Annotated in this window: 21 protein-coding genes; 15 read left to right on the top strand and 6 right to left on the bottom strand. The window is 58.9% G+C overall.

Annotation, left to right across the window (positions count from 1 at the left end):
• Positions 1 to 3 precede the first annotated feature (3 nt).
• Positions 4 to 1,386, top strand: a complete 1,383-nt coding sequence (gene cysS / locus RMV17_RS18630) for a cysteine--tRNA ligase (protein ID WP_311881630.1) — start codon at positions 4 to 6, stop codon at positions 1,384 to 1,386.
• Positions 1,387 to 1,709: 323 nt separating this feature from the next.
• The gene (locus RMV17_RS18625; protein WP_311881629.1) at positions 1,710 to 2,927 is read left to right on the top strand and encodes an MFS transporter; all 1,218 of its coding nucleotides are present in this window, start codon (positions 1,710 to 1,712) and stop codon (positions 2,925 to 2,927) included.
• 174 nt (positions 2,928 to 3,101) lie between these two features.
• On the opposite strand, the gene RMV17_RS18620 is transcribed toward RMV17_RS18625, so the two are convergent.
• Complete coding sequence (locus tag RMV17_RS18620; protein ID WP_311881628.1) at positions 3,102 to 4,955, bottom strand: sigma-54-dependent Fis family transcriptional regulator; 1,854 nt, start codon at positions 4,953 to 4,955, stop codon at positions 3,102 to 3,104.
• A gap of 383 nt (positions 4,956 to 5,338) precedes the next feature.
• On the opposite strand from RMV17_RS18620, the gene RMV17_RS18615 reads away from it, so the two are divergent.
• Genes RMV17_RS18615 through RMV17_RS18590 form a run of 6 tightly spaced genes read left to right on the top strand, consistent with a single transcriptional unit; the run spans position 5,339 to position 11,288 of the window.
• Positions 5,339 to 6,433 (top strand): ABC transporter ATP-binding protein, encoded by a 1,095-nt coding sequence (locus tag RMV17_RS18615; RefSeq protein ID WP_007912480.1) that lies wholly within the window; start codon positions 5,339 to 5,341, stop codon positions 6,431 to 6,433.
• Entirely contained in the window at positions 6,433 to 7,542 is a 1,110-nt protein-coding gene (locus tag RMV17_RS18610; RefSeq protein WP_108225644.1) for an ABC transporter ATP-binding protein, read from the top strand. The genes RMV17_RS18615 and RMV17_RS18610 overlap by 1 nt, the downstream gene beginning before the upstream one ends.
• Positions 7,539 to 8,405 (top strand): carbohydrate ABC transporter permease, encoded by an 867-nt coding sequence (locus tag RMV17_RS18605; protein ID WP_007912484.1) that lies wholly within the window; start codon positions 7,539 to 7,541, stop codon positions 8,403 to 8,405. The genes RMV17_RS18610 and RMV17_RS18605 overlap by 4 nt, the downstream gene beginning before the upstream one ends.
• A 9-nt stretch (positions 8,406 to 8,414) precedes the next feature.
• Entirely contained in the window at positions 8,415 to 9,215 is an 801-nt protein-coding gene (locus RMV17_RS18600; protein WP_003192012.1) for a carbohydrate ABC transporter permease, read from the top strand.
• Positions 9,216 to 9,225: 10 nt separating this feature from the next.
• Complete coding sequence (locus RMV17_RS18595; RefSeq protein ID WP_007912485.1) at positions 9,226 to 9,498, top strand: DUF2160 domain-containing protein; 273 nt, start codon at positions 9,226 to 9,228, stop codon at positions 9,496 to 9,498.
• A 47-nt stretch (positions 9,499 to 9,545) separates the two neighbouring features.
• Positions 9,546 to 11,288: an ABC transporter substrate-binding protein gene (locus RMV17_RS18590; protein ID WP_016986564.1), complete on the top strand. Its 1,743-nt coding sequence runs from the start codon at positions 9,546 to 9,548 to the stop codon at positions 11,286 to 11,288.
• A gap of 234 nt (positions 11,289 to 11,522) precedes the next feature.
• On the opposite strand, the gene RMV17_RS18585 is transcribed toward RMV17_RS18590, so the two are convergent.
• The 4 genes from RMV17_RS18585 to RMV17_RS18570 form a co-directional block, all read right to left on the bottom strand.
• The gene (locus RMV17_RS18585; RefSeq protein ID WP_008083738.1) at positions 11,523 to 11,900 is read right to left on the bottom strand and encodes a type II toxin-antitoxin system VapC family toxin; all 378 of its coding nucleotides are present in this window, start codon (positions 11,898 to 11,900) and stop codon (positions 11,523 to 11,525) included.
• Positions 11,897 to 12,235, bottom strand: a complete 339-nt coding sequence (locus tag RMV17_RS18580; RefSeq protein ID WP_008083736.1) for a type II toxin-antitoxin system Phd/YefM family antitoxin — start codon at positions 12,233 to 12,235, stop codon at positions 11,897 to 11,899. Before RMV17_RS18580 ends, RMV17_RS18585 begins: the two co-directional genes overlap by 4 nt.
• Before the next feature lie 255 nt (positions 12,236 to 12,490).
• The gene (locus RMV17_RS18575; RefSeq protein WP_311881627.1) at positions 12,491 to 13,897 is read right to left on the bottom strand and encodes a heavy metal sensor histidine kinase; all 1,407 of its coding nucleotides are present in this window, start codon (positions 13,895 to 13,897) and stop codon (positions 12,491 to 12,493) included.
• Positions 13,894 to 14,568 (bottom strand): heavy metal response regulator transcription factor, encoded by a 675-nt coding sequence (locus tag RMV17_RS18570; protein WP_007920164.1) that lies wholly within the window; start codon positions 14,566 to 14,568, stop codon positions 13,894 to 13,896. Before RMV17_RS18570 ends, RMV17_RS18575 begins: the two co-directional genes overlap by 4 nt.
• 534 nt (positions 14,569 to 15,102) lie before the next feature.
• Between RMV17_RS18570 and RMV17_RS18565 the strand changes: the two genes are divergently transcribed.
• The 7 genes from RMV17_RS18565 to RMV17_RS18535 all read left to right on the top strand — a co-directional run bounded on the left by RMV17_RS18565 (position 15,103) and on the right by RMV17_RS18535 (position 22,664).
• Positions 15,103 to 16,350 (top strand): TolC family protein, encoded by a 1,248-nt coding sequence (locus RMV17_RS18565; protein WP_311881626.1) that lies wholly within the window; start codon positions 15,103 to 15,105, stop codon positions 16,348 to 16,350.
• A gap of 49 nt (positions 16,351 to 16,399) precedes the next feature.
• A complete protein-coding gene (locus RMV17_RS18560; protein ID WP_311881625.1) occupies positions 16,400 to 17,587 on the top strand; it encodes an efflux RND transporter periplasmic adaptor subunit in 1,188 nt (395 codons plus the stop codon).
• Positions 17,588 to 17,601: 14 nt separating this feature from the next.
• Entirely contained in the window at positions 17,602 to 20,754 is a 3,153-nt protein-coding gene (locus tag RMV17_RS18555; protein WP_311881624.1) for a CusA/CzcA family heavy metal efflux RND transporter, read from the top strand.
• A gap of 212 nt (positions 20,755 to 20,966) precedes the next feature.
• Positions 20,967 to 21,170 (top strand): co-regulatory protein PtrA N-terminal domain-containing protein, encoded by a 204-nt coding sequence (locus tag RMV17_RS18550; protein ID WP_150693910.1) that lies wholly within the window; start codon positions 20,967 to 20,969, stop codon positions 21,168 to 21,170.
• 78 nt (positions 21,171 to 21,248) lie between these two features.
• Positions 21,249 to 21,581 carry a DUF2790 domain-containing protein gene (locus RMV17_RS18545; RefSeq protein WP_311881623.1) on the top strand — a complete coding sequence of 111 codons (333 nt, stop codon included), beginning with the start codon at positions 21,249 to 21,251 and terminating at the stop codon, positions 21,579 to 21,581.
• A 371-nt stretch (positions 21,582 to 21,952) separates the two neighbouring features.
• Entirely contained in the window at positions 21,953 to 22,333 is a 381-nt protein-coding gene (locus RMV17_RS18540; protein ID WP_311881622.1) for a DUF6124 family protein, read from the top strand.
• 85 nt (positions 22,334 to 22,418) lie between these two features.
• Positions 22,419 to 22,664 carry a hypothetical protein gene (locus tag RMV17_RS18535; RefSeq protein ID WP_242207625.1) on the top strand — a complete coding sequence of 82 codons (246 nt, stop codon included), beginning with the start codon at positions 22,419 to 22,421 and terminating at the stop codon, positions 22,662 to 22,664.
• Positions 22,665 to 23,124: 460 nt separating this feature from the next.
• Here the strand turns inward: RMV17_RS18535 and RMV17_RS18530 are convergent, their stop codons facing one another.
• Positions 23,125 to 24,450 carry an OprD family porin gene (locus RMV17_RS18530; RefSeq protein ID WP_311881621.1) on the bottom strand — a complete coding sequence of 442 codons (1,326 nt, stop codon included), beginning with the start codon at positions 24,448 to 24,450 and terminating at the stop codon, positions 23,125 to 23,127.
• Positions 24,451 to 24,745 lie beyond the last annotated feature (295 nt).

The following is a 24,745-nucleotide window of genomic DNA, read 5'->3' as shown; positions in this document are numbered from 1 at the left end:
AACGTGCTAACGATCTACAACACGCTCACCAAGAGCAAAGAAGTCTTCAAGCCGCTGGATGGCAACAAGGTGCGCATGTACGTCTGCGGGATGACCGTGTACGACTACTGCCACCTCGGCCACGGCCGCAGCATGGTCGCGTTCGACCTGGTGACCCGCTGGTTGCGGTTCAGCGGTTACGACCTGACCTACGTGCGCAACATCACCGACATCGACGACAAGATCATCAACCGCGCCAACGAGAACGGTGAATCGTTCGAAGCGTTGACCGAGCGCATGATCGCCGCGATGCACGAAGACGAAGCGCGCCTGAACATCAAGAAGCCGGACATGGAACCGCGCGCCACGGATCACATTCCGGGCATGCACGCGATGATCCAGACCTTGATCGACAAGGGTTACGCCTACGCCCCGGGCAACGGCGACGTGTACTACCGCGTCGCGAAGTTCATGGGCTACGGCAAACTGTCGCGCAAGAAAATCGAAGACCTGCGCATTGGCGCCCGCATCGAAGTCGACGAGTCGAAACAGGACCCGCTCGACTTCGTGCTGTGGAAAGCCGCCAAACCGGGTGAGCCGAGCTGGGAATCGCCATGGGGCGCCGGGCGTCCGGGCTGGCACATCGAGTGCTCGGTGATGTCCACCTGCTGCCTCGGCGAGACCTTCGACATTCATGGCGGCGGCAGCGACCTTGAGTTCCCGCACCACGAAAACGAAATCGCCCAGAGCGAAGCGGCCACCGGCAAGACCTACGCCAACGCGTGGATGCATTGCGGCATGATTCGCATCAATGGCGAGAAGATGTCCAAGTCCTTGAACAACTTCTTCACCATCCGCGACGTGCTGGAAAAGTACCACCCGGAAGTCGTGCGGTACCTGCTGGTGTCGAGCCACTACCGCAGCGCGATCAACTACTCGGAAGACAACCTCAAGGACGCCAAAGGCGCACTCGAGCGTTTCTACCACGCGTTGAAAGGCCTGCCGACAGTGGCGCCTGCTGGCGGCGAAGCGTTTGTTGAGCGCTTCACCACGGTAATGAACGATGACTTTGGCACGCCGGAAGCTTGCGCGGTGTTGTTCGAGATGGTGCGTGAGATCAACCGTCTGCGTGAGAGCGATCTCGATGCGGCGGCGGGTCTGGCGGCACGTCTTAAAGAGCTGGCGAGCGTGTTGGGTGTGTTGCAGTTGGAGGCGGATGACTTCCTGCAGGCGGGCGCTGAAGGGCGTGTCGATGCAGCTGAGGTTGATGCGTTGATTGCCGCGCGTCTGGCGGCTCGGGCCGGGAAGGATTGGGCTGAGTCGGATCGTATCCGTGATCAGCTCACCGCCATGGGCGTGGTGCTGGAAGACGGCAAGGGTGGGACTACCTGGCGTTTGACTGACTGATCGCTGTACTTGTTACAAACAAAACCCGCCGTGTGCGGGTTTTTGTTAGGCCGCGAGAAAAGCCCCTCACCCTAACCCTCTCCCAGAGGGAGAGGGGACCGAATGGGGGATGCTCAAGAAATACATCGACCTGAGCGATTTTTGCCGAATCCATAATCGACTGGTTTTTCAGGTCGATGTACAACGCCAGACACCTCGGTCGGCTCCCTCTCCCTCGGGGAGAGGGCTGGGGTGAGGGTTGCTTTTGACGTTCGCGTAGGTCTTGATGTCGGCAACGCGTTCAGCCGGATGCTGAGCGGCGACGAATATCGAATGGAGACACCATGGCCAATCACTACCGCGAGCTGCTAACGACCCCCGGCGCCACCGGGCTAGTGCTCGCGAGCTCTATCGCGCGTTTGCCGCAGGCAATGATCGGCATTGGCATCATCACCATGCTGGTACAGCAAACCGGTGTTTACTGGCTAGCCGGTGCCGTCGCCGGTACATTCACTCTAGCCAATGCGCTGCTCGGCCCGCACATCTCCAGACTGGTTGATCAGCATGGCCAGAGCCGCGTGCTGCCTGTCGTCACGGCGTTCAGCATTGCCATGTTGCTCGCCCTGATCCTCGCGGTTTACATGCGGGCACCGGCCGCACTGCTGTTTGTTCTGGCCGCACTGGCGGGGACGATGCCGAGCATGCCCTCGATGATTCGCGCGCGATGGACGCAGTTGTTCCGGGGCAAACCGCAATTGCACACGGCGTTCTCGCTGGACACCGTCCTCACCGAACTGGCCTATATCATCGGCCCGCCACTGGCGATCGGTTTGAGCGTGAGTTTTTTCGCCGAAGCCGGGCCTCTGGTCGCGGTCGGGCTGCTGGCCGTCGGGGTAACGGCGTTTCTCCTGCAGCGCCAGACTGAACCCAAGGTTGTCGTGGGCCACGCCAGCCATAGTGGCTCGACCTTGCTGATTCCCGGCGTGCGCACCATTGTTCTGGCGCTGTTGGCGATGGGTGTCATTGGCGGAGCAATCGATGTCGCCGTCGTGGCGTTCGCCAATGCGCAAGGCTGGCCGGGGGCCGCGACCTTCATCCTCGCTGCTTATGCGTTCGGCTCACTGGTCGCGGGCCTGACATTCGGTGCGATGAGGGTTTCGCTGGCGATCGAAAAACAGTTCCTGATCGGGATATTGGTCACGGCGTTCACCGGCGTATTGCCGATTTTTGCAGCGGACGTTTATGTGCTGTCAGCGACGCTGTTTATTGCCGGGATTTCGTTTGCGCCAACGATGGTCGTGGTCATGAAGCTGGGAACGATCATCATCCCGCCATCGCGGATCACCGAAGGGCTGACGTGGATGACCACGGGTATCAGCATCGGCGTCGCGCTGGGCGGCATGCTGGCAGGGCTGGTGATTGATGCGTGGGGTGCAGGGGCCGGCTTCGGCGTGGCGATTGGCGCGGGGATCATGATGGTGGTTGTTGTGCTGGTGGGGTTGCGCACATTGGAGGCGGCTTCGGTTGCGCATGTTGAGCCGGAATTTTCGCCCTCACCCTAGCCCTCTCCCCCAGGAGAGGGGACTGAATGGGGGATGTTCAGGAGATACATCGACCTGACCGATTTGCACCGAATCCATAATCGCCACGATGTTTCAGGTCAATGTCCAGCGCCAGACACCGCGGTCGGCTCCCTCTCCTGGGGGAGAGGGCTGGGGTGAGGGGAAGGGATTCACTCAACCTTCAATCTGCCGCAACCGCTTGTAGAGGGTGTTGCGGCTAACTCCAAGACGTCGCGCCAAATGCGAAATATTCCCCCCGGAAGCCTTCAACTCCCGGTTCAACGCCTCCACATCATTCAGATCAACCCCCAACGGCACCGCGCTCTCCACCGGCTCCATCTCCAGATCAACAAAAAAATCATCCGGCAAATGCTCCAGCCTCACCGGCTGTTCCTCAGCCATCGCCAGCGCCACCTGCATCACGCTGCTTACCTGACGCAAATTCCCCGGCCACGGATGACGGCTGAACAGCTCCAGCACCTCTTGGCTCAACCCCGCCCATTGCGTCGGCTCGCGATGCTGCTCCCACAGCCGCTTGAACAACGCCTCTTTATCACTGCGCTCCCGCAGCGGCGGCAGTTCCAGGGTCAAGCCACCAATGCGGTAATACAAATCCTCCCGAAACCGTCCCAATTGCACTTGTTCGCGCAAAGAGCGGTTAGTCGCCGAGATAATCCGCAGATCCACCGCAAACAACTCGCTGCTGCCTACCGGTTGCACACAGCGCTCCTGCAAAACCCGCAACAACCGCGCCTGAGTCGGCAACGGCATGTCGCCGATTTCATCGAGGAATAACGTGCCTTTGTCCGCCTTGCGAATCAGCCCGATGCTGCCTTTCTGGTTGGCACCGGTGAACGCGCCTTTCTCGTAGCCGAATAACTCTGACTCGACCAGTTCGGCGGGGATCGCCGCGCAGTTGACGGCAATGAACGCCTGTTTGCTACGCGAGCTGGCCTGGTGCAGGGCTTTGACGAAGACTTCCTTGCCAACTCCGGTTTCGCCGTGGATCAACAGCGGAATGTCTTTTTCCAGTAACCGTTCCGCCTGACGCACGGCTTTTTCCACGCGGCCGTCGCCGAAGTGCAGGGTGCTGAGGCTGATAGCGCCCGCAGGTGGTTTTATCGGCGCTTCAACGCTTTTCGGTTCGGCAAACACCCGAGGCTGAATCGACGCCTGCTTCGGCCGCTTCAACAAACACTGAAACCTGTTGCGCCCGGACGTCTGCAAGGCAAACGGCAACCCGTCCGGCTGATTGATCAGTTCCAGCAGCGAGACCTTGAACAGACTTTCAACGCTCACTCGGGATAAACGCATACCCAGCAAATTGTCCGCCCGCCGATTGGCCGACAGCACCTGTCCGCTCTCATCAAAAATCAACAACCCGGCCCACTGACTGTCGAGGTTGTTCAACCCGGTGTTGAAGGTCAGTTGAAAGTGCTGGCCATGGAACAGGTTGAGGATCAGCCGGTTTTCCACGGTCTGGCTCATCATCTTGACCATGCCCAGGGTATGCGAGGGCGGCAGATAGCTGTCGCTGGACACATCGAGCACCGCAATCACCTTGCGCTCGGCGTCGAAAATCGGCGCGGCGGAACCGGTCATGAAGCGGTTGGCTTTCAGAAAGTGTTCATCGTGTTCGATATGCACGGCCTGCTCACACGCCAGCGCGGTGCCGATCGCATTGGTGCCGCTGGTGCGCTCGACCCAACTTGCACCAGCCTGAAAACCCCGAGCCAGATTCGGCTCGATAAAGCGCTGCGTGCCCCACGAGGTCAGCACCTGGCCCTGATTGTCGGCGAGCATGATCAGACAGTTGGAATTGCTCAGGATGTTTTCGTAATAGGGCAGGACTTCCTGGTGTGTGGTCTGCACCAGTGAGTGATGGCTGTCGAGCAACTGCGCAATGCCGGCGGCGGGCAGTTGATCAAAGGCCGGCGTGCTTTGGTGGTCAAGACCGAACGCGCGGCAACGTTGCCAGGAGTTCTGGACGATCGCGTCGTGGGACAGCGGCGGGGCAGGTGCGGCCATGGCAGTCAGCCTCTGATACAGCGATTTTTATTGTTGTTATGAACCCAAATCCTGAGCACCACACAAATCCCCATGTGGGAGCGAGCCTGCTCGCGAAAGCGGTGTATCAGACACAATTGCATCGACTGACACACCGCTTTCGCGAGCAGGCTCGCTCCCACAGGGGATCTCTATCGCATTCAAGATCGGGCAAAAAGCGTTCATAGAGTGTTGTTCACTATTGTTCATTGTCAATCGCCCGACTGTTCAAAAGTGTTCAGCAATGAACGCCCAATCCCTGCGCTTTCAACGATTTTCACGACAAATCAACCACTTGCCATTTCTGGCACGAAACTCGCTCCCGTGCACAGGTCGCTTGACTCCAATAATAAAAAGGCCGAGCCATGTCACTCACTCTGGAGCACGTCAGCCGTACCGTCGAGGGCCAGACCTGGATCGACGATGCGTGCCTGAAATTCGAACCCGGTTCGTTCAACGTTTTGCTCGGCCGCACCCTGTCCGGCAAAACCAGCCTCATGCGTTTAATGGCCGGTCTGGACAAACCGGACAGCGGCCGCATCCTGATGAACGGCGTCGACGTCACCCAGCGCCCGGTGCGCCTGCGCAACGTGTCGATGGTCTATCAGCAGTTCATCAATTACCCGACCATGACCGTGTTCGAGAACATCGCCTCGCCGTTGCGTCAGGCTGGTGTGTCGAAAGAGATCATCCATAGCAAAGTGCAGGAAACCGCGAAGATGCTGCGCATCGAGAAGTTTCTGCAGCGCTATCCGCTGGAGCTGTCCGGCGGCCAACAGCAACGCACGGCCATGGCTCGCGCGCTGGTCAAGGATGCCGAGCTGATCCTCTTCGATGAACCGCTGGTCAACCTCGACTACAAACTGCGCGAAGAACTGCGCCAGGAAATGCGCGAGCTGTTCAAGGCGCGCCACACCATCGCCATCTACGCCACCACCGAACCCAACGAAGCGCTGGCACTGGGCGGCACCACGACCATTCTTCACGAAGGCCGGGTGATTCAGAGCGGCCCGTCGACTTCGGTGTATCACCAGCCGCAAACCGTGCTCGCCGCTGAATTGTTCTCCGAGCCGCCGATCAACCTGATGCCCGGGCGCATTGCCGGTAACGAAGTCAGTTTCGCCAATTTTGTGCACTTCCCGTTGAACGTTGATCTGCGCCCGGTGGGCGAGGGCGAGTTCCGTTTCGGCGTGCGTCCCAGCCACATCTCGCTGGTGCCGAGCAACGATGACGACCTCGAACTGGCGGTCACCGTCGAAGTCGCCGAGATCAGCGGTTCGGAAACCTTCCTGCACGTGCGCAACGAGCATTTCCTGCTGGTGCTGCACCTGCCCGGCGTTCACGAATACGACGTCGATGCGCCGATCCGCATTTACATCCCGACCCACAAACTGTTCGTTTTCGATGCGCAGGGCCGTCTGGTGCAAGCACCGGGCCGGCGTGTCGCGAGGGTTGCCTGATGGCCGAAATCCGTTTGCAGCACCTCGCCCACAGCTACAGCAAAACCCCGAGCGGCGCTGAGGATTACGCGATCCGTGAGATGGATCACGTCTGGGAGCAGGGCGGCGCCTACGCCTTGCTCGGCCCGTCGGGTTGCGGCAAGTCGACCTTGCTCAACATCATTTCCGGGCTGCTCAGCCCCTCGCAGGGCCATGTGTTGTTCGACGGCAAAGCGGTCAACGACCTGACGCCGGAGAAGCGCAACATCGCCCAGGTTTTCCAGTTTCCGGTGGTCTACGACACCATGACCGTGTTCGACAACCTCGCGTTCCCTCTGCGAAATCAGGGCATGGCCGAGGCGAAAGTGCACAGCAAGGTGCAGGAAATTGCCGAAGTCCTCGACCTGCAAAACCTGCTGAGCAAGAAGGCGCGCAACCTCACTGCCGACGAAAAACAGAAAGTCTCGATGGGCCGTGGTCTGGTACGCGACGACGTTTCGGCGATCCTCTTCGACGAACCGCTGACGGTGATCGACCCGCACCTGAAGTGGAAACTGCGGCGCAAGCTCAAGCAGATCCACGAGCAGTTCAACATCACCATGGTCTACGTCACTCACGATCAACTGGAAGCTTCGACCTTCGCCGACAAAATCGCCGTGATGTACGGCGGCCAGATCGTTCAGTTCGGCACGCCACGAGAACTGTTCGAGCGGCCGAGCCACACCTTTGTCGGCTATTTCATCGGCAGCCCCGGCATGAACCTGATCGACGTGCAGCCGCAACCCGGCGGCGTCGGTTTCGCCTCGACGCACCTGCCGTTGTCCGACGCCATGCAGCGACATATCGAACACGGTCAGTGGAAAAATCTGAAGGTCGGCATCCGTCCGGAGTTTATTCATGTCTGGGACGAGCCATTTGATGACGCGATGCAGGCCAGGGTCGTACACGTCGAAGACCTCGGCACCTACAAGATCATGACCCTCGACCTCGACGGCGCCCCGTTGAAAGTACGTCTGGCCGAGGACAAACCGGTGCCGCAAGGCACGGCGTACATCAGTTTCCCGGCGCAGTGGCTGATGGTCTATGCCGATGAGTTTCTGCTCGAAGCCGACGACGAGGTGCAGCCATGAACAAGGTGCAGAACAACAAGGCCTGGTGGCTGGTGTTGCCAGTGTTCCTGCTGGTGGCGTTCAGTGCGGTGATCCCGATGATGACCGTGGTCAACTATTCGGTGCAGGACATCTTCGACCAGTCCAGCCGCTACTTCGTCGGTGCTGACTGGTACAAGCAAGTGCTGCTCGACCCGCGTCTGCACGACTCGTTGCTGCGCCAGTTCATCTATTCGGCCTGCGTGTTGCTGATCGAAATTCCTTTGGGCATCGCCGTCGCCCTGACCATGCCGACCAAGGGCCGCTGGTCGTCGGTGGTGCTGATCATTCTGGCGATTCCGCTGCTGATCCCATGGAACGTGGTCGGCACCATCTGGCAGATTTTCGGTCGCGCCGACATTGGTCTGCTCGGTTCCAGCCTCAACGCGATGGGCATCAGTTACAACTACGCGGCCAACACCATGGACGCCTGGGTGACGGTGCTGGTGATGGACGTCTGGCACTGGACTTCATTGGTGGCACTGCTGTGTTTCTCCGGTTTGCGCGCGATTCCCGACGTGTATTACCAGGCCGCGCGCATCGATCGAGCCTCGGCCTGGGCGGTGTTCAGGCACATTCAGTTGCCCAAGCTGAAGAGCGTGCTGCTGATCGCGGTGATGCTGCGCTTCATGGACAGCTTCATGATCTACACCGAACCGTTCGTGCTCACCGGCGGCGGGCCGGGCAATGCCACGACCTTCCTGAGTCAGACGCTGACCCAGATGGCTGTAGGGCAATTCGACCTCGGTCCGGCAGCGGCGTTTTCGCTGGTGTACTTCCTGATCATCCTGTTGGTTTCCTGGCTGTTCTATACCGCCATGACGCACTCCGACGCCAACCGCTGAGGCCCGGCCATGAGCAAGAGAAAGCTTATTCCGTTGCTGGTGTACATCCTGTTCCTGCTGGTGCCGATCTACTGGCTGCTGAACATGTCGTTCAAGAGCAACACCGAAATCCTTGGCGGTCTGACACTTTTCCCACAGGACTTCACGCTGGCGAACTACAAGGTGATCTTCACCGATCCGAGCTGGTACACCGGTTATCTCAACTCGCTGTATTACGTGAGTTTGAACACGGTGATCTCGCTGAGCGTGGCGCTGCCGGCGGCGTATGCGTTTTCCCGCTATCGTTTTCTCGGCGACAAGCACCTGTTCTTCTGGCTGCTGACCAACCGCATGGCGCCGCCAGCGGTATTTTTGCTGCCGTTCTTCCAGTTGTATTCGTCGATTGGCCTGTTCGATACGCACATCGCCGTGGCGTTGGCGCATTGCCTGTTCAACGTGCCATTGGCGGTGTGGATTCTCGAAGGCTTCATGTCCGGTGTGCCTAAGGAAATCGACGAAACCGCCTACATCGACGGCTACAGTTTCCCCAAGTTCTTCGTGAAGATTTTCATCCCGCTGATTGGCTCCGGGATCGGCGTCACGGCGTTTTTCTGCTTCATGTTTTCCTGGGTCGAACTGTTGCTCGCGCGCACGTTGACCTCGGTCAACGCCAAGCCGATCGCGGCGGTGATGACGCGCACGGTGTCGGCGTCGGGTATCGATTGGGGCGTGCTGGCGGCGGCGGGGGTGTTGACCATTCTGCCGGGCATGCTGGTGATCTGGTTTGTTCGCAACCACGTGGCCAAGGGCTTTGCCCTCGGTCGAGTCTGAGGAGCTGATGATGGAATGGATGAGTTGGACCACGCCTACCGCAGCATTCTTCATCGTCATCGGCCTGATTCTGGTCGGCATGACTACCTGGGAATTGCGTTCGCCGAGCATCCTGCGGCGAGGTTTTCTACCGATTGCCACCACCCGTGGCGATCGCTTGTTTATTGGTCTTCTCGGCAGCGCCTACCTGCATTTGCTGGTGATCGGCGCCACCGACTGGAGCATCTGGGTCGCGTCCGCGTTGTCCCTGGTGTGGCTGTTGGCTGTGATGCGTTGGGGCTAGTCGAGTCGTTCGGCAACGCGGCTCCACAACTTAAACAGGAGGTCTCTATGTTCGACAAAAACAATAAGCTGCGACATAGCATTTCATTGGCAGCCATGCTGGCACTCAGCGGTTTGAGCGCCGCCGCGTGGGCGGATGCCTACGAAGACGCGGCGAAAAAATGGATCGGCAGTGAATTCAAACCGTCGACCCTGACGGCCGAGCAGCAACTCGAAGAACTGAAGTGGTTCATCAAGGCCGCCGAGCCGTTTCGCGGCATGGACATCAAGGTCGTTTCCGAGACCCTGACCACCCACGAATACGAGTCGAAAGTGCTCGCCAAGGCGTTCAGCGAAATCACCGGGATCAAACTCACCCACGACCTGCTGCAAGAAGGCGACGTGGTCGAGAAAATGCAGACGGTGATGCAGTCCGACAAGAACATCTACGACGGCTGGGTCAACGACTCGGACCTGATCGGTACGCACTTTCGCTACGGCAAGACCGAATCGATCACCGACCTGATGGCCAACGAAGGCAAGAACTTCACCTCGCCGACCCTCGATATCAAGGACTTCATCGGCATCTCGTTCACCACCGCGCCGGACGGCAAGATCTATCAACTGCCCGACCAGCAATTCGCCAACCTGTACTGGTTCCGTGCTGACTGGTTCGAACGCGCCGATCTGAAAGCCAAATTCAAGGAAAAGTACGGCTACGAATTGGGCGTGCCGGTGAACTGGTCGGCCTATGAAGACATCGCCAAATTCTTCAGCGAAGACGTCAAGGAAATCGACGGCAAGCGTGTGTACGGGCACATGGACTACGGCAAGAAAGACCCGTCGCTGGGCTGGCGTTTCACCGATGCCTGGTTCTCCATGGCCGGTGGCGGCGACAAAGGCCTGCCCAACGGGTTGCCGGTGGACGAGTGGGGGATTCGTGTTGAGGACTGTCATCCGGTCGGCTCCAGCGTGACTCGCGGCGGCGACACCAATGGCCCGGCGGCGGTGTTCGCCACCACCAAGTATGTCGACTGGCTGAAGAAGTACGCGCCACCGGAAGCGGCGGGCATGACCTTCTCCGAGTCGGGCCCGGTGCCGTCGCAGGGCAATATCGCTCAGCAGATCTTCTGGTACACCGCGTTCACCGCCGACATGACCAAACCGGGCCTGCCGGTGGTCAACGCCGACGGCACGCCGAAATGGCGGATGGCGCCATCACCGCGTGGGCCGTATTGGGAGGAGGGCATGAAGCTCGGTTATCAGGACGTGGGCTCTTGGACGTTCATGAAATCCACGCCTGAGAAACAGAAACTGGCGGCGTGGCTGTATGCGCAGTTCGTGACCTCGAAAACCGTGTCGCTGAAGAAAACCATCGTCGGCCTGACGCCAATTCGCGAATCGGACATCAACTCACAGGCGATGACCGATCTGGCGCCGAAACTCGGTGGCCTGGTCGAGTTCTACCGCAGCCCGGCCCGCGTGCAATGGACCCCGACCGGGACCAACGTGCCGGATTATCCGCGTCTGGCGCAACTGTGGTGGAGCCACATCGCCGAAGCGGCCAGCGGCGAGAAAACCCCGCAACAGGCGCTGGATGGCTTGGCCAAGGATCAGGACGCGATCATGACGCGTCTGGAACGCTCCAAGGCGCAAGCGGTGTGCGCACCGAAAATGAACCCGGAACGCGACGCGCAGTACTGGTTTGATCAGCCGGGTGCACCGAAACCGAAACTGGCCAACGAGAAGCCGAAAGGCGAGACCGTGAGCTACAACGAACTGCTGAAATCGTGGGCGGATGCGCGTAAGTGATAGTGGAACTGTGAAAGGCGAACGGCACCGGAAGGTGCCGTTTTTTATGCTGCCTGTGCCATTGATATCGCGAGCAGGCTCACTCCCACAGAGGTTTGCGGCGTACACCGCATCTGTGAACGACACAAAAACCTGTAGGCCTTCGCCTGCTCGCGATAGCGGTGTGTCAGACGAAAAAGATAACGACTGACCCGCCGCCAGCATTGATGTGTGCCGGTACTGGATGTGTCTTGATCAGACCAGAACAGCCAGATCGGTGTACCGAGCAACCAAAGCATCAGCCGTGAGTAACTTCATCGGTTCGGTCATTGCTGTGGCCACGATAATGCGGTCAAAAGGATCGCGATGATGGTGCTCAAGATCCTTCACAGCGATGGCGTGCTCTGCAGTCACTGGCAGTTCGATAAAGCCACTGTCGAGACAATACTGGCGGACTTCTTCCAGATCAACATTCAGCTTGCCGAGCCCGACCTTGATCGCCATTTCCCAGAAGGTGGCGGCGCTGATATAGATTTCGGCGGCGTTCTCAATCAATTTTCTGGCTTTGCCGGACAGTCTGGCGTCATCACTGAGCGTCCAGAGCAAAATGTGCGTGTCGAGCAGAAGCCTCATACTTGAGTGCCCTCAAATGCATCAAGCATGTCATCGGGCAATGGTGAGTCGAAATCGTCGGGCAACACCAGTTTGCCTTTCATTGCGCCAATACGCTGAGCGCTGGGTTTTCCTACGGGAACGAGGCGAGCCATCGCCCGGCCATGCTTGGCAATCGTGATGACTTGGCCAGCAGCGGCATCATCGACGAGTTTGGATAAATTGTTTTTGGCTTCAGCCAACGGAACGATGATCATCAGCTCACCCCTGTATTCTGGACAAATATAGCCAGAATATTTCAACGCTGCCAAACCATAGACTTCTTCAGCCCATTCGCAAACGATATCCCTGTTCATTTTTAGCCTCTCGTCGGTTTTCCATCTGCCATGCCTCCACCGTAGAGCTATGTACTCAAACTGGCTGTAGGACAAAACGGAGGTTGCGGCGAGAGCTTTCGGCGTTTGTGTGGGGACGGGAGCAAATCGGTAAAGAATCGTACAAAAATATCGGCTGACACGATGTCCGAAAATCTATGTAGGAGCTGCCGCAGGCTGCGATCTTTTGATCTTGATTTAAAAACAAGAGCAAAAGATCGCAGCCTGCGGCAGCTCCTACACGGATGATTCGGGGGTGGGGAAGCCCAGGCGGAACACGGTCATCGCCCCCGGCAAGCTCTTAACCTCCGCCACACCCTGATGCAGGCTCATGATCGAGCGCACGATCGCCAGGCCCAATCCGGTGCTGCCCTGCGAACGCGAGCGGCTGCTGTCGACGCGGTAGAAGCGGTCGAACAGATGCGGCAGATGCTGAGCCTCAATTCCGGCGCCGGGGTTACTGACCAGCAGCGACGCTTGCGCTGCGCTCTGCTCGATCAGCAACGTCACGGTTTTCCCGTTCGGGCAGTGGCGCAGCGCATTCGACAGCAGATTGGAAATCGCCCGTTGAATCATCAGCCGATCCCCCAGAACCGATGCGCTGCCGAGCACATTCAAATGAATCTGCTTGTCCTGCGCCGACAGCGAAAACATCTCGGCGACTTTTGCCACTTCAACCTCCAGCGCCACCGCTTCAAACGGCGCCAGCGCCGACGGATGACTGACCTGCGCCAGAAACAACATGTCCGAGACAATCCGCGCCACACGCTCCAGTTCCTCGGTGCACGACACCAGCACATCCTTGTATTCATCGGTCGTGCGCTCGCGAGACAAGATCACCTGTGCCTTGCCCATCAGGTTATTGATTGGTGTACGCAACTCATGGGCCAGATCATCGGAGAACTGCGACAACTGCTGCACCCCGGCATCCAGCCGATGCAACATGAAGTTGATGCCGTGCGCCAGTTCGCTCAGCTCCTGTGGCATGTCCACCACCGACAGCCGATGATCGAGATCCTGGGTCGAGACCATCGCCGCGACCTTGCGAAACTCACGCAGCGGCGCCAAACCACGCTGCACCGCGCCCCAAGCGGTCAGGCCGATAAACACCAGCAACAACGGCAAGGCAATCAGCGTCGAGCGCAGATAGGCGCTGAGCAAAGCCTCATCGTGGGCGTTATCCACTGACAGCAGCACCGGCACGCTGCTGCCGTCCTTGAGGCGAATCAGTTTCGAGGCGGTGAGGAATTTCTTGCCTTCCTCGTCGGTGCTGTCGCTGTAGGTCAGTTGATCGGTGGTGGCGCGCACCGCTTTCAATTCGACGCGCGGATCGCTCAATCCCGAGCCGGATTTGAGTAGCGGCGAACGCAAATTCAAGCGGTCATAAATCGTCAGAGTGAGGTTGTCATGACCCATGACCTGATCGAGCAGAATATGCGGCTTGCCGGTGATTTCATTGGCATCGACGTACAGCGACAAGCTGTGTTCGACCTGCGCCATCTTCTTCTCAAGACTGTCGCGGGACAGCGCATTGAGCTCATGGGTCAACGCGAAATAGGCAAGGATCGCCAGGAACACCACCAGCAGCGCGCCGAGAATACTCACCGTCAAACCGAGGCGCATCGACAGGCTGGCCGGCTTCATTCCCGCGCCTCCAGCACATAGCCGACACCGCGCAGGGTGTGGATCAGTTTGCTGTCGAACGGGTCGTCGATCTTCGCCCGCAAGCGGCGGATCGACACTTCGACCACGTTGGTGTCGCAGTCGAAATTCATGTCCCACACCAGCGAGATGATTTGTGTGCGCGTCAGCACTTCGCCGGACTGGCGCATCAGCAAATGCAGCAGGGCGAATTCCTTGGTGGTCAGGTCGATCCGCTGCGCGCCACGAAACGCGCGATGGCGGCCCGGATCGAGCTCCAGATCAGCGACTTTCAGCACCTGCGGCACCGGGATGTTTTCGCTACGACGCATCAAGGTGCGCACCCGCGCCAGCAGTTCGGGGAACTCGAACGGCTTGACCAGATAATCGTCGGCGCCCAGATCAAGGCCACGAATCTTGTCCGCCAGACGCCCGCGCGCGGTGAGCATCATCACCCGCGTGGAGTGAGTGCGGCGCAGTTGTTCCAGCACGCCCCAGCCATCCAGTTCCGGCAGGTTAACGTCGAGAATAATCAGGTCATACGCTTGTTGTTGCGCCAGATGCAGGCCATCGGCGCCGGTGGCGGCATGGTCAACAACATAACCACTTTCGGTCAAACCCTGATGCAAGTATTCGGCAGCTTTAAGCTCGTCCTCGACGACAAGGATTCGCATGATCTTTCACCACTTTTAATTAATGGGTATTTAATTTAAACAGGCCCTCACCCTAGCCCTCTCCCATAGGAGAGGGGACTGAATGCGGGATATTTCAGAACTACGCCGACGTGAAAAAGCTTTACTGAATCCATAATCAACTTGATGTAGCAGGTCGATAAATAACGCCAGACACTTCGGTCGGCTCCCTCTCCCCCCGGGAGAGGGCTGGGGTGAGGGGAAGTGCGGACAATAAAGGTTGTAGTGGCTACAGGGTCAACCACCAAGTGCTTTAAAACGATGCTCTGCGACAGCCTGTCGCAGCACAAACCACAAAATTCCCATCACTTTGATTCCGGCAAGTGCAATCCAGCAGATAACTACCGTGTTTTTGTTTCGATGTATTTCGATAAAACCATTCGCACTTCGCATCCTAGAACAAAACTACTTCCCCAAACCGTGGATAACGGATTTGTAATGTTCCAGTCACCTTGTCGATAAGTTCAAAACCCTACCGTGGCGGCATCCGAGATACTGAATAAAGGAAGTCTTCCATTGCCCGGTTTAATTAAACTGACGGCGCAATCACGCCTGAAAAAAACCGCCAGCGGCATCCTGTTGCTGGCCTGTACCAGCCTTGCAAACGCAGCGCCCCTGACGCTGGATCAAGCCCTGCAAAGTGCCTTTGCCGGCAACCCGGAACTTGCCGCTGCGCAATGGGAAATCGGCATCGCCGAAGGTGACCGCCAACAGGCCGGGCTGATCCCTAATCCCGAGGTTTCCTGGGAGGCTGAAGACACCCGGCGCAATTCGCGCACCACCACGGTGATGCTCAGTCAGCCGATTGAACTGGGCGGCAAACGCGGTGCACGGATCGACGTCGCCAGCCGCGCGCAGGATGCTGCCGGCATCGAACTGGAGCGCAAGCGCAATGCCTTGCGCGCCGATGTCATCCAAACGTTCAACAGCGCGCAAACCGCGCAGCAACGTTTGCAGCTGTCCCGGCAGTCGCTGCAATTGGCCGAGCACGGTGTGCGCGTGGCGCAAGGGCGCATCGAGGCGGGTAAATCGTCGCCGGTCGAGGGCACGCGGGCGCAAGTGCAGCTCTCGGAAGTGCGCCTGGAGCTGAGCCGCGCCGAACGCGATCAGGCCAATGCATATCAGCAGTTGGCGCAAGTCATGGGCGCACCGTTGCCGACGTCGACCAAGGTGCAGGCCCCCACGCAAAACATGCCGGCCGTACCACCACCGACAAGATTGCTCGAGCGTCTGAACGAGACCGCCGAACTGCGTCTGGCCAAGTTGCAGATCGATCAGCGCGAAGCGTCATTGGGCCTGGAAAAGTCCCAGCGCATTCCCGACCTCACCGTGAGCATCGGCAGCCAGTACAGCGAAACCGAGCGCGAGCGGGTCAACGTGGTCGGGCTGTCGATGCCGATTCCGCTGTTCAACCGCAATCAGGGCAACGTACTCGCGGCCGCCCGCCGAACCGATCAGGCGCGGGATCTGCGCAACGCCACCGAGCTGCGTTTGCGCACGGAAATCCAGACCAGCCTTGAGCAATGGCAGACCGCCAACGGCGAAGTCACCGCGTTCAACAAGACCATCCTGCCCGCCGCGCAAAGTGCGGTCGACAGCGCCACGCGCGGGTTCGAAATGGGCAAGTTCGGCTTCCTCGATGTGCTCGATGCGCAACGCACATTGATCAGCGCTCGCAGCCAGTACATCCAGGCCGTCAGCGAGGCGACCGACGCCCGCGTACGCATCGAACGAATCTTCGGCGACCTCAACGTCCGCCCTTGAATTTCACTTTTCAGACAACTGCGCGCAGGCACGGCGCAGAGGAGTTTTCATGGATAAAAAACTGATGGTGGTCGCGGTGGCGACGTTGGCGCTGGGCATTGCTATCGGCTCGCAGTGGTCAGGTAACGCAAGCATCGACGCGCATGCCGACGAGGCTTCCGAGCATGCCGATCACGCTGAAGAAGGCGCAGCGGCTGAACATGCCGAAGAAGGGCACATTGAGTTGAGCGCCGAACAGATCACGGCTGCCGGTATTCAACTCGCCGAAGCAAAGGCGCAGAACATCAGCCTCGGCCTGCCGTTCCCCGGCGAAGTGCGCTTCGACGAAGACCGCACCGCCCACGTCGTGCCGCGCGTCCCGGGCGTGGTCGAGTCGGTGGCGGTCAACCTCGGGCAAGCCGTGAAGAAGGGCCAGTTACTGGCGGTGATCGCCAGTCAGCAGATATCCGATCAGCGCAGTGAGCAAGCCGCCGCGCAACGTCGTTTGGCCTTGGCGCGCATCACTTATGAACGGGAGAAAAAGCTCTGGCAGGACAAAATCTCTGCCGAACAGGATTTCCTCCAGGCGCGCCAGGCACTGCAAGAAGCCGAGATCGCCGTGAGCAATGCGCGGCAAAAGATCAGCGTGCTCAGCGGCAGCGTGGTCGCCACCGGCGGCAATCGCTATGAACTGCGGGCACCGTTCGATGGCGTGGTGGTGGAAAAACACCTGACGCCGGGCGAGGTGGTCGATGAAGCTACGGCGGCCTTCACCCTCTCGGATCTGTCGCGAGTGTGGGTAACGTTCGGCGTTTCGCCGAAGGATCTGAACAAGGTTCAAGTAGGCAAAGCGGTCACCGTCAGCGCCCCGGAACTCAACGCGGAAGTGGTCGGCAGCGTGGCTTACGTCGGCAGTTTGCTCGGCGAGCAAACCCGCACTGCGACCGTTCGCGTCACCCTGGAAAACCCGCAAGGCTCGTGGCGCCCCGGTCTGTTCGTCACCGCGCTGGTGGCGACCGACAGCCGCGAAGCGAAAGTCGCCGTACCGGAAACCGCGATCCAGACCGTCGAGGACAAGCCCACGGTGTTCGTTCGCACCGACGACGGTTTCGAAGCCCGCGCGGTAGAACTGGGCAGTCGCGCCGCCGGCCATGTGGAAATCACTCAAGGCCTGGAACCGGGCGCGCAAGTCGCCAGCGCTGGCAGCTTCGTCCTCAAATCGGAACTGGGCAAAGCCTCAGCCGAGCACAGCCACTGATCCGGAAGACTCCCATGTTCGAACGCCTGATCCAGTTTGCCATCGAGCAGCGCATCATCGTCCTGCTCGCCGTTCTGCTCATGGCCGGCCTCGGCATCGCCAGTTATCAGAAACTGCCGATCGACGCCGTGCCCGACATCACCAATGTCCAGGTGCAGATCAACACCGGCGCCGCCGGATTCTCGCCGCTGGAAACCGAGCAGCGCATCACCTTCCCGATTGAAACCGCGATGGCCGGTTTGCCGGCACTCGAACAGACCCGTTCGCTGTCGCGCTCGGGCCTGTCGCAAGTCACGGTGATCTTCAAGGACGGCACCGACCTGTTCTTCGCCCGTCAACTGGTCAACGAGCGTTTGCAGATCGCCAAGGAGCAATTGCCCGAAGGCGCGGAGGCGGTGATGGGGCCGATTTCCACCGGTCTCGGCGAGATTTTTCTATGGACGGTTGAGGCGAAGGAGGGTGCGTTGAAGGACGACGGCACAAGCTACACACCGACCGATCTGCGGGTGATTCAGGACTGGATCATCAAGCCGCAATTGCGCAACGTGCCGGGTGTCGCCGAGATCAACACCATCGGTGGATTCGCCAAGGAATACCAGATCGCGCCGGACCCGAAACGGCTGGCGGCGTACAAGCTGACCCTCACCGATCTGGTCACGGCGCTTGAGCGTAACAACGCCAACGTCGGCGCCGGTTACATCGAGCGCAGCGGTGAGCAGTTGCTGATCCGCGCACCGGGGCAAGTGGCGAGTACCGAGGACATCGCCAACATCGTCATGGCCAATGTCGACGGCACACCGATCCGCGTGAAGAACGTAGCGACAGTGGAAATCGGCCGCGAATTGCGCAGCGGCGCGGCCACGGAAAACGGTCGCGAAGTGGTGCTCGGCACCGTGTTCATGTTGATCGGCGAGAACAGCCGTACGGTGTCGCAAGCCGTCGCGAGCAAGCTTGAACAGATCAATAAATCCCTGCCTGTCGGGGTGATCGCCGTGCCGGTTTACGACCGGACGCACCTGGTCGACAAAGCCATCGCCACGGTGAAAAAGAACCTCATCGAAGGCGCGATTCTGGTGATCGCGATTCTGTTCCTGTTCCTCGGCAACATCCGCGCCGCGCTGATTACCGCGATGGTGATTCCGCTGTCGATGCTGTTCACCTTCACCGGCATGTTCAGCAACAAGGTCAGCGCCAACCTGATGAGCCTCGGCGCGCTGGACTTCGGGATTATTGTCGACGGCGCGGTGGTGATCGTTGAAAACACCCTGCGTCGACTGGCTCATGCGCAGCAGCATCACGGACGATTGTTGACCCGCGCCGAACGCTTCAAAGAAGTGTTTGCGGCGGCAAAAGAGGCGCGGCGACCACTGATTTTCGGCCAGTTGATCATCATGGTTGTCTATCTGCCGATCTTCGCCCTGAGCGGCGTCGAAGGGAAAATGTTTCACCCGATGGCGTTCACCGTGGTCATCGCTTTGCTTGGCGCAATGCTGTTGTCGGTAACCTTTGTGCCGGCGGCGATTGCGCTGTTCGTGACTGGCAAGGTCAAGGAAGAAGAGGGCGCGGTGATGCGTGGCGCACGTCGTGTTTATGCGCCGGCGCTGGCTTGGGTCATGTCCCATCGCGCAATCGCAGTGGGCGCGGCGTTGGGTGTGATTGTGCTTAGCGGCGTGCTCACCAGCCGCATGGGCAGCGAGTTTGTGCCGAGCCTCAGTGAGGGTGATTTTGCCCTGCAAGCCTTGCGCGTGCCGGGCACCAGCCTGACGCAATCGGTGGACATGCAGCAGCGTCTGGAGAAATTGATTCTGGCGAAGGTGCCGGAAGTCGAACGCGTCTTTGCCCGTACCGGCACCGCTGAAATCGCGTCCGATCCGATGCCGCCGAATATCTCCGACAGTTACGTGATGCTCAAACCGAAAGATCAGTGGCCAGACCCGGGCAAGTCCCGCGAAACCCTGATGGCCGAGCTGCAGGCTGCCGCCGCGACGTTGCCGGGCAGCAATTACGAGCTGTCGCAGCCGATTCAACTGCGCTTCAACGAACTGATTTCCGGGGTGCGCAGCGATGTCGCGGTGAAGGTGTTCGGTGATGACATGGACGTGCTCAATGCCACGGCGGCCAAGATTGCCGCAGCGATGCAGAAGGTCAATGGTGCCTCTGAGGTGAAGGTCGAGCAAACCACCGGGTTGCCGGTGCTGACCATCAACATTGATCGCGACAAGGCTGCGCGTTATGGGCTGAACGTCGGTGATGTGCAGGACACCATCGCCGTCGCGGTAGGCGGGCGGCAGGCCGGGACCTTGTATGAAGGCGATCGGCGTTTCGACATGGTTGTGCGTTTGTCCGATGCCATGCGCAAGGACATCGACGGACTGTCGGCGTTGCTGATTCCGGTGCCGGCGCCTCTGAATGCAGCGGCAAATCAGATCGGTTTTATCGCACTGAAGGAAGTCGCCAGCCTCGACCTGGTGCTCGGGCCGAATCAGGTCAGCCGCGAGAACGGCAAGCGTCTGGTGATCGTCAGCGCCAACGTGCGCGGGCGTGATATCGGCTCGTTCGTCAGCGAGGCCGGTGAGGTGATCGAGCGAGACGTGCAGGTTCCGGCCGGTTACTGGACCAGTTGGGGCGGCCAGTTCGAACAACTGCAATCGGCGGCCAAGCGCTTGCAGATCGTGGTGCCAGTGGCGCTGCTGCTGGTGTTCGGCTTGTTGTTCATGATGTTCAACAATCTCAAGGACGGTTTGCTGGTGTTTACCGGGATTCCGTTTGCGTTGACCGGTGGGGTCATGGCGCTGTGGTTGCGCGATATTCCGCTGTCGATTTCGGCGGGCGTCGGGTTTATCGCGTTGTCCGGGGTGGCGGTGTTAAACGGCTTGGTGATGATCGCGTTCATTCGCAATCTGCGCGAGGAGGGGCGTTCGCTGTCCGATGCCATTCACGAAGGTGCGCTGACGCGTTTGCGGCCAGTGTTGATGACCGCACTGGTGGCGTCGCTGGGCTTTATTCCGATGGCGCTGGCGACCGGCACAGGTGCGGAGGTGCAGCGGCCACTGGCGACCGTGGTGATCGGCGGGATTTTGTCTTCTACGATCCTGACGCTGCTGATCTTGCCGGCGCTCTATCAACTCGCCCATCGCCGGGATGAGGACACCGTTCCAATTCAATAGTTAATCCCCCTGTGGGAGCGAGCCTGCTCGCGAAGACGATCTGTCAGTCAACAATGATGTGACTGAACCACCGCTTTCGCGAGCAGGCTCGCTCCCACAGGGTTTCCGTGCACTGATCCGGGAGATAACGGATATGTAATTTCCCCGCCACCGTGACGATAGGTTCGGATTGTTACCTTGATCCCGTCAGTTACTTAAACGAGGAATCAACGATGAAACTTGCCCAACTCAGTACCTTCGCAGCCGCTCTGGCGATCTCTTCTGTGGCCCTGGCCGAAGGCGGCGGCGACCGCACTTTCGAACGGATGATGACCAGCCATGACCGCTCCATGGAACTCTTCGTCGCCAAGGAAAAAGCCGCCGGCAACCCGGTGGTCGTCAACGACAAGAAGGACGACAAAACCCGCGACCTGTAAGCCTGCTGCACCTGAACAAGCCCGATATCGCGCATCGATGCCGGGCTTTTTTTACGCCCGGACGGGAAGGAAAAGGATATGAAAGTACTCAAGTTGATCGCATTCGCCGCTGTCATGGCGATGTCGGTGAATGTGCTGGCTGAAGGTGGCGGTGATCGCACTTTCGAACGTGCGCTCAGCGCCAACGCCAAAGCGATGGAACAGTACGCCGCCAACCAGGGCAAAGCGCCGCCGGTGGTGAAGGATTACGAATACGGAATGAAGCTGGACGTGGTCAAGGTGGTGAGCGTGGTGAAGCCGCAGGCTGCGTGCAATGTCGTGCCGACCGCGATGACCTACGAGGATTCCAAAGGCCAGCTCAACACCATCAAGTACAGCGTGATGGGCGTGTGTCGGAACGGCGGGAGCTGAATCTACGGGGGCCGATGTTCAGTATGACGATGCGTATTTCAATTCGTGATGTTTAAAGGTTGTGTGGGAATCGCGGAACCTTCCCACAATGTTTTCAGGTTGTCCGTCGGACGTCAGCTCTCTAGCCTGTGTGGGTCGCTGCCAATTCAGCGATCGGGATTGGAACCCCGCGGCTCAACTGAAGCAAGACGCACTGTTCATGACGTATGCTTGCGCACTTTCATGTGTGCACTCCGTTATGGCGGCTGTGCGCGGGAGACTTCGAGTCTGTCGGGTTTGCTCAGTTGCCCGGGTTCCAACCTGCGTACAGCTGCCACCCTTTCGCGTGGAACCGAAAGGGCCAGCTCCACCTTCAAGCTGAGTAAAACATTATGAAAAAGCCAACCCCAAATCCCCCAGAAACAGACGCCATCCCCGACGCTAACTCAACATCCCCCTACGTTTCCGTCGACACCCGAAAACTCCACGAAGCCGCCGACCGCGCCCTCGACTTCTACCTCAAACCGTCGGCCGCCATCATGTCCGCGCCGTACATCCCCAACCAGATGTTCCTGGTCAATCCCAAAGCCGACACCGAATCATTACTGGCCAACGCCAGCGAATCCCTGGCCTCGGCCACAGTGATGCTCGGTGACTTCGCAGCGATGCTGGGCGGCACCCATCGCAAGACCCTGCTCGGTATTGCACAGGTCGTTATGCTTGGCGAACTGGCGGTGAACAAAGCACTGGATAACGTAGATCCTGCTCAATAGGTCACTGACAAAGTGGCGGGAGTTGTATTTCTCGCCACGCCGTGGCTAACGCAGGCCAATGCCCGAACACAACGGAGACAGGTCAATGCCCAGTCCAATTGAGCGCGATGTGATTACCGATCTCTTTTCAAGCTGTCGAAGAACAGATCGAAAGAAACAGCACGTGAATGATCTTGCACCCGTCATGTGCCAGCAGACGATTCTGGAGGCGCAACCGTATCTTCTCGATGACGTCGCATTCAACGCATTCGAGCAGACTATCGAAGCTAACCCCGCGCGAAGCAATATTCGCTTACACCAACTGAAAGCTCGCCCAAAACGTTGGAGCTGACATTAACCGTCGGTGGGTGTGCTGCCGAAATCAGATGACGTTTTTCGAGGCGTGCAAGTCGTAATGATTGGCGAACTGACGGTGAGCAGTGCGCTCGATGATGTCGAGCCTGTGGCTTATTTACCGAGGACGGATTTTTATTTGTTTTGCGTGATGCTCTCACAATCCCTCATCTGACCTTTTCGAAGCGATGGACAACCCCAAAGGAGAAAGGGAACAGATCTTCAAGCCATTCAAAACCAGAGTACGCCTCGGTTTTTCAGGTCGATGTATTTCCACTAAGCAGCTCGGTCAGTCCCCTCTACCTCTGGGAGAGGGCTAGGGTGAGGGCCGGGCCTAAATCTGGAATACATAACGGCAAAACGCAGCGCAAAAAAAGCGCCCCGAAGGACGCCAAAAGATTCACCTCTTACCAAAGGAGCAAGGAGCTTCTAAAGGTGAATTTGCATCAACCGCGCAATCAAAGAATCGCCAGCGGATACTCGACAATCACCCGCACTTCATCCAGATCCGACTCGAACGCCGTGGCGCGGGTTGTGGCTTGGCGCAAACGTAGCGACAGGTCTTTCATCGAGCCGCTCTGCACCACGTATTTGACTTCGATATCGCGCTCCCAACGTTTCTGATCGGTCAGCGGATTGCCCTCGGCATCGCGGCGCATGTACACCGCGTTGGCATTGGAATAATCAGCGTCGGTGCCGCGCGCGTAACGGGTCATGAACGACAAGCCCGGCACGCCGTAAGTGCTCATGTCGAGGTCATAACGCACCATCCACGAACGTTCTTTCGGCGAGTTGAAATCGCTGTACTGGATCGAGTTGTCGAGGAAGATCGAGTCGGACTGGCGCAGGTAATCGAAGTCGTCGTTACCGTTGTTGCGCTGGTGGGAGAGGGCGACCGAGTGGGCGCCGAGCTTCACGCCGACGCGGCCGCTCCAGATGTTGTTGTCGAATTCGCCGAGCAGTTGTTTGCCTTCATCGACGGCCTTGTAATAGTTCAGGCCACCGAACAGTGACAGGTCGTCCGACAGCGGATACGTCCAGGCAGCACCGGCGTAATACTGATTCCACGCATCCTTCAGGCGACTGGAGTACAGGCTGAAACTGAGATTCTTGTTCAGCGCATAATCGCCGCCGCCATACGCGATCCACGGCGAATTGACTGGGCCTGCGTAGAAGGTCGCGAAGTTCTCGCGCATGTCGCTGGACACCGGTTGGCTCATCGCGTGCAACCGACCGCCCTGCACCGACAGACCTTCAATACTGGTGTTGGTCGCCGTCACGCCTCGAAAGCTTTCCGGCAGCAAGCGCGAGTCACCCGCCGCGACCACTGGATTGGCCGGGAACACATCGCCAACCTTGACCACCGTATCGAACGCCCGAATTTTCGCAGCGCCACCGACCTTGGTGTATTCGTCTCGCGCCTCGCCATCACTGTTAACCGGCAACACATCAAACGAACTGCGCCCGCCATTACGGCCGTCACCGGTGTCGAGCTTCAACCCAATCATCGCAAACGCATCAACCCCGACGCCAACGGTGCCCTGGGTGAAACCGGATTCGAACTTGCTGATCACGGCATGCGCCCAGGCTTCGGAATAACCGTTGCCGGTCGGGCTGGACTGGCCGTCGCGATGATCACGATTGAAATAGAAGTTACGGTTGAGCACCGTAAGGCTGCTGCCTTCGACAAAGCCCTCGGGCTTGTCTTCTGCAAACACCATGGACGGCGCGGCGCCGACCACCACCGCTAAAGCGGCCAGCGACATTTTTGAATTGTTAACCATCAAACACTCCTTGGGTTCGGCAGAACGGGAACGTGCTTCGGCGTGGGTTTTATTGTTCGGCGGGGCAGGGCCCGCCGGCATTGGTCGCCGGGTCACATCGTTGCAAGCTGCGGATAACGCCGAGGTGATGAGGGAATTACAATTTCGTCATGTGGTTATATGGATTGAGTGAACGCCACACAAACCTGTGGGAGCGAGCTTGCTCGCGAAAGCGGAGTGTCAGGCACTGAAGAGGGTGGATGTGCCGACGCCTTCGTCGGAACGAAACGCCGCCCGGAGCAGGCTCGCTCCCACA

Origin of the sequence: Pseudomonas sp. VD-NE ins (assembly GCF_031882575.1) — a bacterium.
In the GTDB taxonomy this organism is placed as follows: Bacteria; Pseudomonadota; Gammaproteobacteria; order Pseudomonadales; family Pseudomonadaceae; genus Aquipseudomonas; species Aquipseudomonas fluorescens_BZ.
The sequence above is the reverse complement of the archived record's forward strand: the minus strand, read 5'-3'. Positions and strand labels throughout refer to the sequence as shown.